Below are 13998 nucleotides of genomic sequence, written 5' to 3'. Positions count from 1 at the left end.
GCTTTCTTTACCGCGTCTCTATATTCTGCAGATTTTTTAGTTGTTCCATCCGGAAGAGTTGCTATTTTATGTTCCCCATTCTGCGTTCTTAACAATATATGCCTGTCATAGGCTAGCCTTCTTATGCCTATTGTGGTAGTTTCTTTAAAAACTATATTAGAAAGCTCAGTTTCAAGTTTTTCTTTGCACAATATTGAAAGCTTTATAGCGGGCCTGCCTTTTTTCATGGTAATATTTGTCAGCCAAACATCTAAAGCCCCTGCTTCAAAGAGCTTTTCAGACAGATCCGGATAGACCCTCGGGTCCAGGTCGTCAATATTCGTTTCAAGCAATATAACTTTATCATGCGCGATATTTTCAGATTGATTGCCTATCATTACAGTCAATAAATTTGAAGCGCCGGGCACATCGAAAGTACCCGCTCCAAAACCGTATTTCTCTATTTTCAATACAGGCTGGTTAAATGATTCAACCAGGGTAGAAATAATCGCCGCGCCTGTAGGGGTAGTAAGTTCAAATTGGGCTGTGGATGAATACACCGGCACTTTTTTTGCGGTTAAAATTTCCAATGCGGCCGGCGCTATTCTACCAATATTAATATTGGTAGAATAGACTTTTTCAATACCCAGCATATTCAGCGCAAGTACATTTGCAGTTATGTCGATAAGCGTATCAATCGAGTTCATTTCATGAAAGTGGACTTTGTTTTTTGGCGTCCCATGAATTTTTGATTCAGCTGAAATCAAAACATCCAGAATTTGCAGGCTTTTTTCTTTAACAGTGGCGCTTAAAGCGCTTTTTGAAATAACAGCCCTCATATCTGAGGTTGAATGAAAGCGATAATCGCTGATTACATCAATATGCACTGCTTGCGCGTGCCCTTTTTGGATTTTTTTAAAAGACAGTTTCCAGTTTTTTATCTTCAATGTTTTTTTCAGCGCAATTTCAAGTTTTTTTGGATTTAATCCGCAGTCTATCAAAGAAGAAAGCATCATATCGCCGGAAATTCCTGATGGGCAATTAAAATAAGCTATTTTCACTTGAAAGGCCTCCCATTTATCAGGTGCGCTATTACACCTGCGCCTATCCCGTCATCAATATTCACCGCGCAAACGTTGACTGCGCACGAATTAAGCATGGTGAGAAGCGCTGAAAAACCTTTTAAATTTGAGCCATAGCCTACTGAAGTCGGCACACCGACTACCGGACAGCCTACCAAACCACCGATAATAGACGGAAGAGCGCCTTCCATTCCTGCGCAAACGACAACACAGGCAGCTTTTTGAAGTTTATCGGAATGCTCAAACAGCCTGTGCGCGCCCGCTACACCGATATCATAAACCCTTTCAACTTTACTGCCAAGAATTTCCGCAATAACGGAAGCTTCTTCAGCAACAGGAATATCTGTAGTGCCCGCTGTAACAACACAAACATAACCAGCTGGATTATTTCTTACTGCGTTTTTTTGTTTTGATACCAGGATTATTCTGGCTGACGCAAAGTATTTGGCGGTTTTAAATTTTCTTTTTATTGCCCGGAATATTTTCTCGTCAGCTCGCGTGCCTATAACAGGGCCGCCATGCTGTTGAAGCCTGCGGGCTATACTGATTATCTGGTCAACCGTTTTTCCGGGACAATAGATGGCTTCAGGAAAACCCTGTCTGGAGTAACGTTTTCCGTCAGGATGAGAGAAATCATGCCAATTTGATTTTGTTTTTTTCTGCAATTTCATTATTTCCAATCCTTTATTTCCAGATTTGGTTCGGGAAAATTATTTATGTTATATTTGGATTTTTTTGACTTATATTTGTAATATCCCACGCTTGCTATCATGGCGGCATTATCCGTGCAAAGATTTCTTGCAGGAATAAATATATTCATTTTTGATTCGGCGCCTTTTTTTATGAAACTCTCCCTCAAAAAACCGTTTGCGGCGACCCCTCCGCAGGCAACTATTTTGTTTAAATTAAACTTTTTTGCAGCCGCTATCGTTTTGTCAACCAGCGTGTCAACAACAGCTGATTGAAAAGAAGCGCAGATATCATTTATTTGTTCGGCTGTAAAACCTGTTTTTTTTGTATTGTCCCTAACATGATAAACAACAGCTGTCTTTATCCCGCTGAAACTAAAATCCCAATTCGCCCACATATAAGGCCTGGTAAATTTAACAGCTTCAGGGTTCCCGTCTTTTGCCCGGTTTTCTATTACAGGCCCTCCCGGGTAAGTTAAATTGAGCAGTTTGGCTACTTTATCAAAAGCTTCGCCTGCCGCATCATCCCTGGTTCTTCCCAGCACTTTATATTTCCCAAAATCTTTTACAATTACCAATTCCGTATGGCCGCCGGAAACAACTAGCGCAAGAAAAGGCGGTTTGAGTTCAGGATACTCAAGCATAGAACTGAATACATGCCCTTCAAGATGATTTACAGGAACCAGCGGTTTATTATAAATGAAAGATAATGTCCGAGCAAAAGTCCAGCCAAGTAAAAGCGAGCCCATGAGGCCCGGCCCTGCCGTAACGCTGACAGCTTCAACACTTTCTAAATCTTTCGGTTTAATGCCGATTTTTGCGTTACCAAGGGCTTTTTCAAAAACATAATTAATATTTTCCAGGTGAGCCCTGCTTGCAAGCTCCGGGACTACGCCGAAATACTGCGCATGGATTTTTTCCTGAGAGGACACGACATTTGAAATAATTTTTCTTCCGTTTTCAACTAAAGAAACGGCAGTTTCATCGCAGGAAGATTCAATACCTAAAATCAGCACGGTCACGCTCCAGCCTTATTGCGTTTCTTCATTGGTATTTTTTTAACATTCAACAAATCCTGCAGATAAACAAATTGAACGCCTTCTTCATCAAATTCCGGTTCCATTGCTTTAAATGCGGGTATTATATTTTTCTTGTGGATATGGCAAATAGCTATAGCATAGCCGTTTTTCTTTGCGAGTTTAATAAGAAACCTGAACTGATTCTTCATATACTCTTCATCATCAGTAACATCAAGGAACAAATCATTTGTAAGACAGGGTTCCTTAATTTTTCTAGCGACGAAATGGCCCACCGTGTGAGTGCTTGTGTGTGAATCAAAAAAGAAAAGATTTTTGTCCTTAAGCTCCGAAAGTATCACATACATTTGCCATCTTCTTGCCGTGAACCTGGACCCCATGTGATTATTGACGCCAACCGGATGCCCGACGGTTTTCAAATTAGCTAAAAACATCTTCTTTATTTCGCTCTTGTTCATTTTTACAAGCAGGGCCGCTTTGCCCGGATTAATTTTCGGGTATCCTTCCGGCTCCATAGGAAGATGCATAAGGTAAGGGATTTTTTTACTTTCAAGCATTTCTGCAATTTCTTTAGAAAAACGTTCTTTTGGGAAAATTGAGAAATTTAAAGGGACTTTTAAGTCAAGGAACTCATTAATCTTCTTATTTTCCGGGCCGATATCGTCAATAACTATGGCTATTTTAGGACCCTTTGGTTTACTGACTATTCTTACCGGTTTAACCGGCTGTGCTTTACCGGGCAAATTTATTTTTTCTCTAACCAGAAAATAAGCCAGGCCTAGAGCTATGAGGATTAAAACAAAAAGAATCTTTTTCAACTGATTTTATCCTTCCTTTTGCTGAATGAATATCTTACGCGCTTTTAGAAGCTCAACCGCCCTGTTAAGCGCTGTATCTTCAATCCTTTCGTCTTTAGCAGCTTTCGGAGGTTCTTTTCCCTCAGGGTATACTGTTTCTTCCTGCATTTGCAGTTTGGACTGATTTTCTAGAGAAACCTCAATTTTTATATCCGGGTCGATTCCACCTTTTTTGGTTTCTGTATCAACCTGAATAAGCTTCCCGGAAGGAGTGTAATATTTTGCCGTTGTTATCTTTACTGCGCAGCCGTCGCTTAACGGTATTACACTTTGCACGCTGGCTTTTCCAAAACTTCTTTCGCCTACAATCAATGCTCTTTTATGGTCCTGCAGGCATCCCGAAACAATTTCTGAAGCTGATGCAGAGCCGCGGTTTATCAGCACAACCATGGGCAGGCCCTTCCAGGGCGCTTCCTTGCCCGCACGGAATTCATGATAGCTTTCAGGTATTCTTCCCTGGGTATAAACAACCATTTTGTTTTCTCCGACAAACAATTTTGCTATTTCAACAGCAACATCCAGCAGCCCTCCGGGATTGTTCCTTAAATCAAAAACCAGCCCGTCCATGCCTTTTGCTTTAAGGTCCGCCAGGCCCTTTCTCATATCATCCATGCTGTTATTATTGAACTCAAGCAAATGTATATAACCAATCTTGTCATCCAACATTTTTGAACGGGAACTTTCCAGTTTAATTATTTCTCTGGTGATGTCGTAATCAACCGGGTCTTTTGCGCCTTCCCTGGCTATAGTAATTTTCACTTTTGTGCCGGGGTCGCCGCGAAGTTTTTTTATGGCTTCTTCCATGCTGATTCCCTGGGTGCTTTCACCGTCAATTTTTATAATTTTATCCTCCGGAAGCAAGCCCAATTTATAGGCCGGCGTGCCGGGTAAAGGAGAGATTATAGTCAGCCAATTGTCGCGCACGGAAATCCTGATTCCCAGGCCGCCGTATTTACCCTCAGTTTCAATTTTCATTTCCTTATAAATTTTGGGTTCCATAAACTGGGTAAACGGGTCCAGAGGCCTTAACATTCCGCTGGCCGCCGAATAAATCAATTTCTGAGCATCAACTTCAGTTACATATTTGTCCTGGGTTAAAGTAAGGACGTCCAGAAGCAGTTTTATCTGGTCATAAGTCTGATCCTTGGCTTCTGCAGACGAAAATACTGATAAATTTGCTAACAAAACAAATGAAATTAAAATCCTGCTGATTATCTTACACATTTTTTTCCCCTTTTATACCCCATGTTACGCGCTTGGAAGCGTATGGGGTATTTCCCCCCCCGTTTTATTTTGGCGCGCTTAACCACTCTGTTTTACCCGCCGCGTTTAACCAGGCCAGCGGGTCTTGCGGCTGTCCGTTTACAGAAATTTCAAAATATAGCGTATAGTTAGTTGAACTTCCAGGTTTTCCGACAGGATCGCCCGCTTTTACTTTTGCGTCGACGTCTACAGATATTTCACTCAGCTGGCCATAGATTGTGTAAATTCCTCCTCCCTGGTCAATGATGACTGTGTTTCCATAAGAGCGAAAACCCTTTGCATATACAACTTCGCCGGAATCTATAGCTGTTACCACATCGCCTTGTTTGCCTTTGATTTTTATCCCGTTAGAAATCACGTATGTATTAAGTTCAGCATGTTTGTTTTTACCGAATTTTGCTGTAACTTCTCCCTTAAGCGGCCAGGGAAACGTTTTCTTTTTTTCCTGGAACGTTTTTTTCGCAAGTTCTTCTTTCTTCTTTAATTCTGTGGTTTCCGTTTTCTTTTTTTCAAGAGATTCTATAAAGGAACGCATTTCTATCGTGCTTTCGTTCAATTTTTTTATTTCCTCTTCAGCTGCAATTCTGCTGCCTTGGGTCGAGTTGAATAACTCGGCTTTCTGCCTGCGGATATTTTCCTGCTTAACCTGTTTTTCAGTCAACTGGCTGTTAAGAATATTAAGTTCGTCCTGGATTTGGGTATATTTTTTATAAACATTTTCTGCATTAACCTCTTTAGCAAAGGCCAGATCAACCTGACAGGTTTTTGTTTCTAAGGCATATTCACTTAAACGTTCTTTCCAGGGGTCAGCTATAAGGCAATCTATCGTATAGTGGTTCCTGTATAGTTGGTCTAATTCCTTTTTTAATATATCTTTCCATTGGCCTATCTGCATCTTGGCGCTATTCATTTCAAGTTCAGTGCTTTTCAGTTTTTTCTGCGTCCCTCTTATATTGGACTGAATTTTATTGATATCCGATGATATTTTGTTCATTTCCTTGTCTATGCGGTTTAATTCCTTACGGATGAGCTGTTCTTCCCGTTCGAATTTTATTTTCTCTTCTTTTTTTTGGTCTATCTTCTTTTGAATCTGTTCAAGGTTTTCTTTGTTTGTTTTCAGTTCTTTCTTATATTTTTTCAAAAGTTTATCGTACTCGCTGCAAAAAGCGGAGTTTACGATAAAAAAGAAAACCCAAAGAACAATTATGAGTCTTTTCATAATCTATTTTTGCGCGGTTTTTCCTTAAAAGTATGCGAAGTAATTTGAAAATAACCCGCAGCAACACCCGTACACAGAATCATTATATACCACTTCATAGGAATTACCGTAAATGCCGCATCAAGCACAAATATTTTTTTAAAAAACGCAATAAATAATACCCCTAAGACAGAACCCGCAAAGGCACCGATAAAAACCATTAACGATTTTTGAAGATTTAAAGAAAAATTGTACTTATCCGTGAAGTAATCTGCCAATAATCCAGCCAATAAGGCAATAAAAAACAATGTAAGCACAACTTGCAGGATAACCGAAGTCATTTTTGCGGTAAGCTTTATTTTTTCTATCAGTTCCAAAAGGCTTTTGTCGTATTTAATTTCTTCTACTCCAGGTATCGCCTCTAACTGCTTAGCCAGCTCCTGAACGTTTAATATGCTGATTTGAAAAATAGTTATCGAAAATGTGTCAGGAAACGGGTTATCTCCGGCAATTAATATTTCCTGTGACAGATTTTTAAGTTTTTCTTTAACGGCTTCCTTAGAAAAATAAATCATATCTTTTACGTTTTTTTGCGCGCGAATTTTTTCCCCAACAACTTCGGGCGCGGTTACCGTTTTATTAAGGAATATTACAATTTCAAATCTGTCGGAAAGGTTTTTTTCATACTTCATAAGGTTTAACCGCGCAAATACCATGAACCCGATTAATACAGAAATAACAAAACACATCACGCCCGTCTGGATAATCTTTTTAGAATCAATATTTGGCAATTTATCTCCTTTATCAGTTAAGATAGCAGGTTTATGGCCTGTTTTATATTTAGAAACGACCTGCTTTTTAGCACTGGTAATTTTTTTATCAGGCTGTTTTTGAAAGCATTGCGTGTATCCCACACAGCCTTAACAATTCCGGCAATTTTATTTACTTCTATTTTATTAAGTATTAAGTGTTTCTGGCCTAATTCGTTGAAAAAAAACTCAAGTTTCTTATCATCGGATATTCCAAGCATAGGCACCTTGAGCATAACCCCTGCTATAAGGGCGTGGAACCTCTGGCTTAGTAAAAAATCCACGCTATTTATTATTTCAAATAAATCCTGCGGTTTCTGCCATCTCTCTATGCTTACCCCGAATTTAAACCGGCTGGCGGCTTTCAAAGAAATTTCCAGGTCTCTTTCAAGGTGAAAAGGAATAAAAACTATATCCGCGTTCAGGTTGTTCCTCAGTGAAGCGCACATATCGGAAATAATGCTCAAATATTCATTTTCATTTTTCCCGTTGAATTTTAGTATAATACCGACTTTTTTCAGTTTATTGGTGTCCGGTTTTGGAATCCCGGAGCCCAGGTATGCTTGAGAGAATACGGAATCAGCTGTTAGTATAACGTTTCTTTCAACACCCAGCTCCTCCAAAAATTTCATAGAACCTTCAGAGCGGGCGCAGATTTTGTCCACAAAAAGAAGAGTTTTTTTTAGAAACCATTTATTTAATTTTCCGTTTATCGGGGTAAAATCCACGCCGAACAACAATACTTTTTTCCCGAACATTTTGGCCAGAAATATTATTGCGAGGTAATACCACAGGCTTAAACTGCCTGTGAGGTCCTGAAATAAGCCGCCCGCGCAAATTACAAGGTTTGTATTCAATAATTGCTTTATGACGCTGAATGGATTCCATCTATCCATTAATCTTAGCTGGGGCACGTAATTTATAGCCGGCGGTTTCTTGTACATGGCCGTGAAATCTGCATCGGGAATCTCATTTTTTATACCAAAAGAAACATTCTCCAGTATCAATTCATCCCCAGCATTTCCAAAACCAAAATATCCGCAAATAAGTATTTTCTTCACTTAAACCTTTTTAGTATATAAACTGGTACCAACCCTGCCACAAAACCAATTACAAGCCCGTAAAAAACCCTCAACAAAGAAAGATAAACAGGCGTATGCGCATGCATAAATGTGTTAATTATGGATATTTGCCCTAGCAACCCGATTATTATCAGCATAGGCGAATTAAACGCCAGTCCTATTATCAATGCGGGGTGGCCGATTAAAAATTCTTTAAACCTGGGCCTTACGCCCATCATACTTTCCAGCTGGAGCCGTAAATTTGACTCAAATCCAGATATTTCCCGCATATTCCCGCTTCTTAAAAGTAGAAATAGAAAAGCAGAAGCAATGATTGCCAATAGGGCAAGATTTCCTAAATTTAACGGTTTATAAAGGAATTTCCTGATATCTTCAATTTTATAAAAACAAAAGACGGATAAAATCAAAGGCAGAGCGATTGATATTTTTATCCCTCTGAACGAATCAAGTTTATTTATAAATTCTACCCGGGACAACAAGGCTGCAATCAGCAATCCTGCTAAAAGGCTTATAGCGCATACTAGCCAAAATGTTTTGACTGCGCCGGCAATAGAATTGTTTTCTTTTAACAGGTGCTTTTTCAGTATAAAGTAAACGGCAAAAAGCGGCGCAAAAACAGCGATTAACAATCCGGCTAGTTTATCAATCCATCGGGGCAGAAAGTATAATCCGCGGTTGTATTTTGCTTTATCGAGCAGGAAACCGCTTTTCTTCAAACCTGCACATACAGAACGCAGGTAATCCAGGTTATCTTCCAGTTTTAAATCATCGATAAAATCAAAATAGAGCACCCTGCAGTTTCTTTCTTTTGCCGCCCGTACCCAGCGGTTTACAAGCACAGGTACTTTAAGGCCTGAAAGCGGTATTTTATGCCCTCTTACTACGTTTAATGCATTAGGAATCAGGATCTTTGAGAATTTCTGTTCTTCCTTGCTGAATTCCAGCAGGACTAATTTGATGTTGGCATCCTTCAGCGCAGGCACTAGCGAAGGGTCAAATTTTTCGCTTATCATCACCGCCGAAAAATTCACGGGGAGTGAAAAAGGCACCCAAAAATCTTTATAGGGTTTAAATATCAGGTTTAAACCGTATTTATTTATCAAACCGATATCTTCTTTCAAATATCCGCAGCCGACATCTTTAATTGCAGGAGTTATTTTGAAAATCCTGTAATTTCCTGTTTTTATTTCTTCGGGATCTTTGTCAAGTTTTTCTTTTATAATTAGTTTGAAATACTTAGCCAAATCATTGCTTTTAAAAACCGCAGTCTCGGGCATAAGAGGCGCTTCGCTGGGTACAAGCCCGAGCAGTTTGTACTTTTCAATTTCAGGTTTTGAAAAATATATGATTTTTCCCCTTTCATTCAGCGAATCAACAGTTTCTTCCTCCAGAACCGCCGAGGTAACCCCGATAGTTTTGACCCTGTCCAGCAGGTAATCAATTTTGTAGTTGTTTTTTAAGCTGATTGCAAGCAATTGCTTGTAATCAACACAAACTTCAACATAGTTATTGCTTGCTTCAAATAACCACCTGAGCGCCAACTGCTTGACAATAAAAAATACCAGGATAATTGATAAAATAATTATGAGTGTTTTTTTCATATGCGGGATTTTTTCAAAAATCACACTTCTTCGCGGAGAAATCTGGCTGCTTCTTCAGGCGGGACAGGATTAATATAAAAACCCGTTCCCCACTCAAATCCTGCGACTCGCGTAAGTTTCGGCATTAATTCTATGTGCCAGTGGTAAAATGCTGAATTAGGTTCTTTTAGCGGGTTAGTATGTATCAGGTAATTATACGGCGGATTTTCCAGAGCTTTATTGATTTTTCCCAGCACGGTTTTCATTATCTGGGTAAGCCTGGGAACATCGTGTTTATCAATATCGCTGAAATGCGAAAAATGTTTTTTGGGAAGTATCCAGGTTTCAAAAGGAAACCTGGAAGCATAGGGGCAGACAGCCGCAAAACTATCGTTTTCCGTGATTACCCTGGATTCGTTTGCAAGTTCATAACTGATTATATCGCAGAATACGCATCTTTCTTTGAAATCGAAATATTGTTTTGAGCCGATTTGTTCCTGTTTAACCCTCACCGGCACCATAGGCAGTGCTATAAGCTGGGAATGCGGATGAGCCACGCTGGCGCCGGCTGCTTTTCCGTGGTTTTTAAATATTAATATATATTCAAACCTGAAGTCTCTTCTTAGGTCGGCAATCCTGTCTTTATAAGCACAGATTATATCTTCCGCTTTTTTGTCTTCTATATCAGGAAGTTCCCGGTTGTGTTCGGCTGTTTCAATTATTACTTCATGAGCCCCGATACCGCTCATTTTGTCGTACAAACTCTCGCCCGTGCGTTTAGTTTGACCTTCAATTCCTAAAACGGGATATTTATTCGGGACTACTCTTACCCACCAGCCCGGTTTATCTTTCTGGGTTCCATATTTTCTGTAGGCCAGTATTTCCGGAGGAGTCATATGCTCGTTGCCTTCGCAAAAAGCGCAGCTCTTGGTAGCGGCCTCTACTTCAATATCTTTTCTAAAATCTAATGATACATTGGATCTTTCGGTTGAAATGATAACCCATCTTCCTATCACTGGGTCTTTTCTTAGTTCTGGCATATTACCTCTTTTATACCTGATGTCACACGCCAGGAAAGCGTATCAGGTATTACCGCCTCCTTCACTTTGTTCATTTGTTTCAGTTTGCTCAGTTGTCTGTTCGCCTTCGCCTTCTTCGGATTGCAAGCGCTCTCCTAAAGTAGGATCGTGAGCCTGGCCTATATTGAGTTCTTCAAGTGAAGGCAGGTCATTCAGGTTTTTCAAGCCAAAGTAACGCATAAAATCTGTTGTGGTCCCATAAAGCAGCGGCCTGCCGACTGTCTCTTTTCTGCCCACAATTTTTACAAGTTTTCTTTCGAGAATAGTTTCAAGGACATTCGTTACTTCTACCCCCCTGATATCTTCTATCTCGGCCCGGGTAATAGGCTGTTTATAAGCGATAATAGATAAAGTTTCCAGCGCGGATGTGGAAATCCGCAAGGTTGTGCGCTCTTTGAATAACTTTCTTACGTACTGGCTGAAGTGAGGCCTGGTAGAAAACTGATAGCCGCCAGCAACTTCGCGCAGGTCAACCGGCCTGGTGCTGTATTCCTGGACAAGTTCATTTACCAAATCTTTCAATAATTCCTCGGTCACGCTGGAATTGCCGGCAAATATTTCTTTTAATTTGTCGATGGAAACCGGCGTATCGGTAATAAAAAATAACGTTTCTAAAATGTCTTTGATTTCGTTTCTTTCCATAGTTTTAAGATCCTTCGTTTAGATAGATTCTTATTTCCCCGAATATCTGAGTCTGCCTGGCAACAATCTGTTTCAGGCGGATCAATTCAAGTATTGCTAAAAATAACACAATCATGCCGATACGTTTTTTTTCAAGCAGGAGCAGATCCCTGAAAATCAGAAACTTTCTTCCGTGATTGTCGGCAGGAGCTTTTTCAAAAGCGCTCATTATCTCCCTGATTTTAGTTTCGACAGGTATTTCTTCATAAATAATTTCTTTTATATCTTCAGGCAATTCCTGAAGAACATCTTTAAATGAATCAAGCAGGTCAAAAAGCGTGGCTTCCATTACATAATCTTCTTCGGAAAATATGGGCGCATCCCTGTAATAAGAGCCTTTCTCGGAAAATTCTTTCAATTCCAGGAATTGGGCCGCCTGTTTGAACTTCTGGTACTCCAGAAGTTTTTCCGTAAGTTCTTTCCTAGGGTCCGGCCCTTCATCTTCTTCGGCCGCATCGGACGGCAGAAGGGTTTTAGCTTTTATCTGCATTAAGGTCGCAGCCATAACAAGAAACTCGGATGCTACATCCAGGTTCAATTCTTTCATTATTTCCATGTATTCAAGATATTCCGAGGTTATATTCGAAATGGGAATATCGTAAATATCAAGGTCATCTTTCTTGATGAGGTAAAGAAGCAGGTCCAGGGGGCCTTCAAAAATTTCTAAATGAACGTCATAAGCCATATATTTTTACCGCTTTTTGGGTTTCAACCATAGTCTTAAGAGCATAATCCAGCGCTTTTATTTTACCCTGCGCAAGCATATCGCCGACAAGCCCTTTCTGTTTCGAGAGCGTTTCCCTCTTTTCTCTTATGGGTTCAAGCAATTTTATTAAATTTTTGCTCAATTCCTTTTTGTCCGCAACGCATCCAAGTTTGCCCTCTTTGCAATTCTGTTCTATTTCCTTAGTACGTTCCGCGCCCGAGCACAAATTGTGGAATGCATAAACTATACAGCCTTCCGGATGCCCCTGGTCAGTCAGCCTTATCTTCTGCGGGTCTGTGAACATCTGCGTGACTTTATCTTCAATATCTTTAGGGCTGTCCGATAGGCTTATTGAATTATTGTATGATTTCGACATTTTTCTTCCGTCTAATCCCGGAACCCTGGGAGCGTTTGAAAGCAAGGCCTGCGGTTCAGGAAATACTTCACCGTAAAGAAAATTGAAACGCCTGGCAATCTCTCTGGTAAGCTCCAGGTGAGGCAGCTGGTCCTCTCCTACCGGGACGTGCGTTGCTTTATAAAGCATTATATCCGCGGCCTGCAGAACCGGGTAACCTAAAAATCCGTAAGTATGCAGGTCTTTATCTTTTATTTCTTTCAACTGCTCTTTATAAGTCGGGCACCTTAATAGCCAGCCCAAAGGCGTAATCATCGACAGAATAAGATGGAGTTCCGCATGTTCTTTTATGTCTGACTGCCTGAAAATAACGCTTTTTTCCGGCGTAAGGCCGCAAGCAATCCAATCCAACACCATTTCATTAATGTTGTCTTTAATAGCTCCCGGGTCAGCATAATCAGACGTTAACGCATGCAGGTCCGCCACCATGTAAAAACAATCATAGTCATCCTGCAATTTTACCCAGTTTTTCAAAGTGCCTATATAGTGGCCTATGTGAAGTTTTCCAGTAGGCCTCATTCCTGAAAGTATTCTTCCCTTTTTAGACATAAGGCTGGCCGCCCCCGATCCATTTGAGCAATATTACTACGATAGGCCCTAAAATATTCCACAAAATTCCGCTCATTAAAAGAAAAATTATAATAAAAAAACCATAAGGGCCTATTTTTTCGTATTCACGCGCCCAATGGCTTGGAAGCAGTCCTGTGATAATGTGGCTGCCGTCCAAAGGCGGGATAGGAACTAAATTAAATATGGCTAAAATAATATTCAAGACGAGAAGATACTGAAATATCGGCGAAGCAAAAGCAAAAGAATCGGAGAACGTGACAAGTTTTATTATCAGGCCTGCTAATATAGCCATCAGCATATTTGAAGCGGGGCCGGCTAAACCTATCAGCATCATATCCCTTTTGGGATTATTCAGCCTATAAGGGTTTATAGGCACGGGTTTAGCCCAGCCAAATACAGGCGCGCCGGTAACGATGGAAATCAAAGGCAGTATTATTGTTCCGATTAAATCGATATGAGCCATGGGGTTCAATGTTAACCTGCCCATGACGGACCCGGTGTCGTCACCAAGCTTATTGGACATGAATCCGTGAGCAAATTCATGAATGGTAATGGAAAAAAGCAGAATCGGGAATTGTATGAAGAGTTTATAAAATAAGTCCATTTTTATATTTCTCTAAAATAAACTTCTTAGCATCGCGCAGATTTTTTATCTCTTTGTTGCGGTTAACTTCGGTAATAATCTTTTTGTACAGGGGCCCCGGCTTAAAACCCAGGTCCATCAGGAACCTGCCTGAAATAAAAACCCTGGCCCTTCTGACATTAATAACCTTTAGAAAATTCTTTGACCAATCAACTGCGGGCTTCATTATTTCTCCGTTTATAAATCTGTAAACACTGATAATTTCCTGTGAAACTTTGCGGCTGATTTTCATCCTTGAAAGCCATTGCTTTTGTTCGTCAAGGTTCAAACCCCGGAGCAATAAGGCTAATTTCACCGCGGCGAAATCAGCTGCGCCTGAAACAGGCGC

The 13998-nt window shown here is 40.3% G+C and carries 15 protein-coding genes; all 15 read right to left on the bottom strand.

Annotated features, from left to right (window positions below):
• Positions 1 to 1040: nickel pincer cofactor biosynthesis protein LarC (larC, locus tag KKH91_07095; GenBank protein ID MBU0952567.1), on the bottom strand; the 1040-nt coding region annotated here is incomplete at its 3' end.
• Positions 1037 to 1732 (bottom strand): nickel pincer cofactor biosynthesis protein LarB, encoded by a 696-nt coding sequence (gene larB / locus KKH91_07090; GenBank protein MBU0952566.1) that lies wholly within the window; start codon positions 1730 to 1732, stop codon positions 1037 to 1039. The genes larB and larC, both read right to left, overlap by 4 nt.
• Positions 1732 to 2766 carry a tRNA (adenosine(37)-N6)-threonylcarbamoyltransferase complex transferase subunit TsaD gene (tsaD, locus tag KKH91_07085; protein MBU0952565.1) on the bottom strand — a complete coding sequence of 345 codons (1035 nt, stop codon included), beginning with the start codon at positions 2764 to 2766 and terminating at the stop codon, positions 1732 to 1734. Before tsaD ends, larB begins: the two co-directional genes overlap by 1 nt.
• Positions 2767 to 2768: 2 nt before the next feature.
• A complete protein-coding gene (locus tag KKH91_07080) occupies positions 2769 to 3605 on the bottom strand; it encodes a divergent polysaccharide deacetylase family protein (GenBank protein MBU0952564.1) in 837 nt (278 codons plus the stop codon).
• A gap of 6 nt (positions 3606 to 3611) precedes the next feature.
• Positions 3612 to 4868 (bottom strand): S41 family peptidase, encoded by a 1257-nt coding sequence (locus KKH91_07075; GenBank protein ID MBU0952563.1) that lies wholly within the window; start codon positions 4866 to 4868, stop codon positions 3612 to 3614.
• Positions 4869 to 4932: 64 nt separating this feature from the next.
• A complete protein-coding gene (locus tag KKH91_07070) occupies positions 4933 to 6126 on the bottom strand; it encodes a peptidoglycan DD-metalloendopeptidase family protein (GenBank protein ID MBU0952562.1) in 1194 nt (397 codons plus the stop codon).
• Positions 6123 to 6896: a permease-like cell division protein FtsX gene (locus KKH91_07065; GenBank protein ID MBU0952561.1), complete on the bottom strand. Its 774-nt coding sequence runs from the start codon at positions 6894 to 6896 to the stop codon at positions 6123 to 6125. The genes KKH91_07070 and KKH91_07065 overlap by 4 nt, the downstream gene beginning before the upstream one ends.
• Positions 6897 to 6913: 17 nt before the next feature.
• The gene (locus tag KKH91_07060; GenBank protein MBU0952560.1) at positions 6914 to 7975 is read right to left on the bottom strand and encodes a polysaccharide pyruvyl transferase family protein; all 1062 of its coding nucleotides are present in this window, start codon (positions 7973 to 7975) and stop codon (positions 6914 to 6916) included.
• Entirely contained in the window at positions 7972 to 9621 is a 1650-nt protein-coding gene (locus KKH91_07055) for a hypothetical protein (GenBank protein ID MBU0952559.1), read from the bottom strand. Before KKH91_07055 ends, KKH91_07060 begins: the two co-directional genes overlap by 4 nt.
• A complete protein-coding gene (galT, locus tag KKH91_07050) occupies positions 9618 to 10616 on the bottom strand; it encodes a galactose-1-phosphate uridylyltransferase (GenBank protein MBU0952558.1) in 999 nt (332 codons plus the stop codon). Before galT ends, KKH91_07055 begins: the two co-directional genes overlap by 4 nt.
• 42 nt (positions 10617 to 10658) lie before the next feature.
• Positions 10659 to 11297 (bottom strand): SMC-Scp complex subunit ScpB, encoded by a 639-nt coding sequence (gene scpB, locus KKH91_07045; protein ID MBU0952557.1) that lies wholly within the window; start codon positions 11295 to 11297, stop codon positions 10659 to 10661.
• Positions 11298 to 11301: 4 nt separating this feature from the next.
• Entirely contained in the window at positions 11302 to 12021 is a 720-nt protein-coding gene (locus KKH91_07040) for a segregation/condensation protein A (protein ID MBU0952556.1), read from the bottom strand.
• Complete coding sequence (trpS, locus tag KKH91_07035) at positions 12011 to 13006, bottom strand: tryptophan--tRNA ligase (protein MBU0952555.1); 996 nt, start codon at positions 13004 to 13006, stop codon at positions 12011 to 12013. Before trpS ends, KKH91_07040 begins: the two co-directional genes overlap by 11 nt.
• The gene (locus KKH91_07030) at positions 12999 to 13631 is read right to left on the bottom strand and encodes a site-2 protease family protein (GenBank protein ID MBU0952554.1); all 633 of its coding nucleotides are present in this window, start codon (positions 13629 to 13631) and stop codon (positions 12999 to 13001) included. The genes trpS and KKH91_07030 overlap by 8 nt, the downstream gene beginning before the upstream one ends.
• Positions 13615 to 13998: hypothetical protein (locus tag KKH91_07025; GenBank protein ID MBU0952553.1), on the bottom strand; the 384-nt coding region annotated here is incomplete at its 5' end. The genes KKH91_07030 and KKH91_07025, both read right to left, overlap by 17 nt.

Source organism: Elusimicrobiota bacterium (genome assembly GCA_018816525.1).
Lineage (GTDB): Bacteria > Elusimicrobiota > Endomicrobiia > CG1-02-37-114 > XYA2-FULL-39-19 > OXYB2-FULL-48-7.
Note: the sequence above shows the minus strand (reverse complement) of the source record. Positions and strands in the feature narration are given on the sequence as shown.

Bases quoted from the DNA above. Each gene is read 5' to 3' on its own strand.
- larB (MBU0952566.1), bottom strand. From the start codon at position 1,732: ATGAAATTGCAGAAAAAAACAAAATCAAATTGGCATGATTTCTCTCAT.
- KKH91_07075 (MBU0952563.1), bottom strand. From the start codon at position 4,868: ATGTGTAAGATAATCAGCAGGATTTTAATTTCATTTGTTTTGTTAGCA.
- KKH91_07070 (MBU0952562.1), bottom strand. From the start codon at position 6,126: ATGAAAAGACTCATAATTGTTCTTTGGGTTTTCTTTTTTATCGTAAAC.
- galT (MBU0952558.1), bottom strand. From the start codon at position 10,616: ATGCCAGAACTAAGAAAAGACCCAGTGATAGGAAGATGGGTTATCATT.
- scpB (MBU0952557.1), bottom strand. From the start codon at position 11,297: ATGGAAAGAAACGAAATCAAAGACATTTTAGAAACGTTATTTTTTATT.
- KKH91_07040 (MBU0952556.1), bottom strand. From the start codon at position 12,021: ATGGCTTATGACGTTCATTTAGAAATTTTTGAAGGCCCCCTGGACCTG.
- trpS (MBU0952555.1), bottom strand. From the start codon at position 13,006: ATGTCTAAAAAGGGAAGAATACTTTCAGGAATGAGGCCTACTGGAAAA.
- KKH91_07030 (MBU0952554.1), bottom strand. From the start codon at position 13,631: ATGGACTTATTTTATAAACTCTTCATACAATTCCCGATTCTGCTTTTT.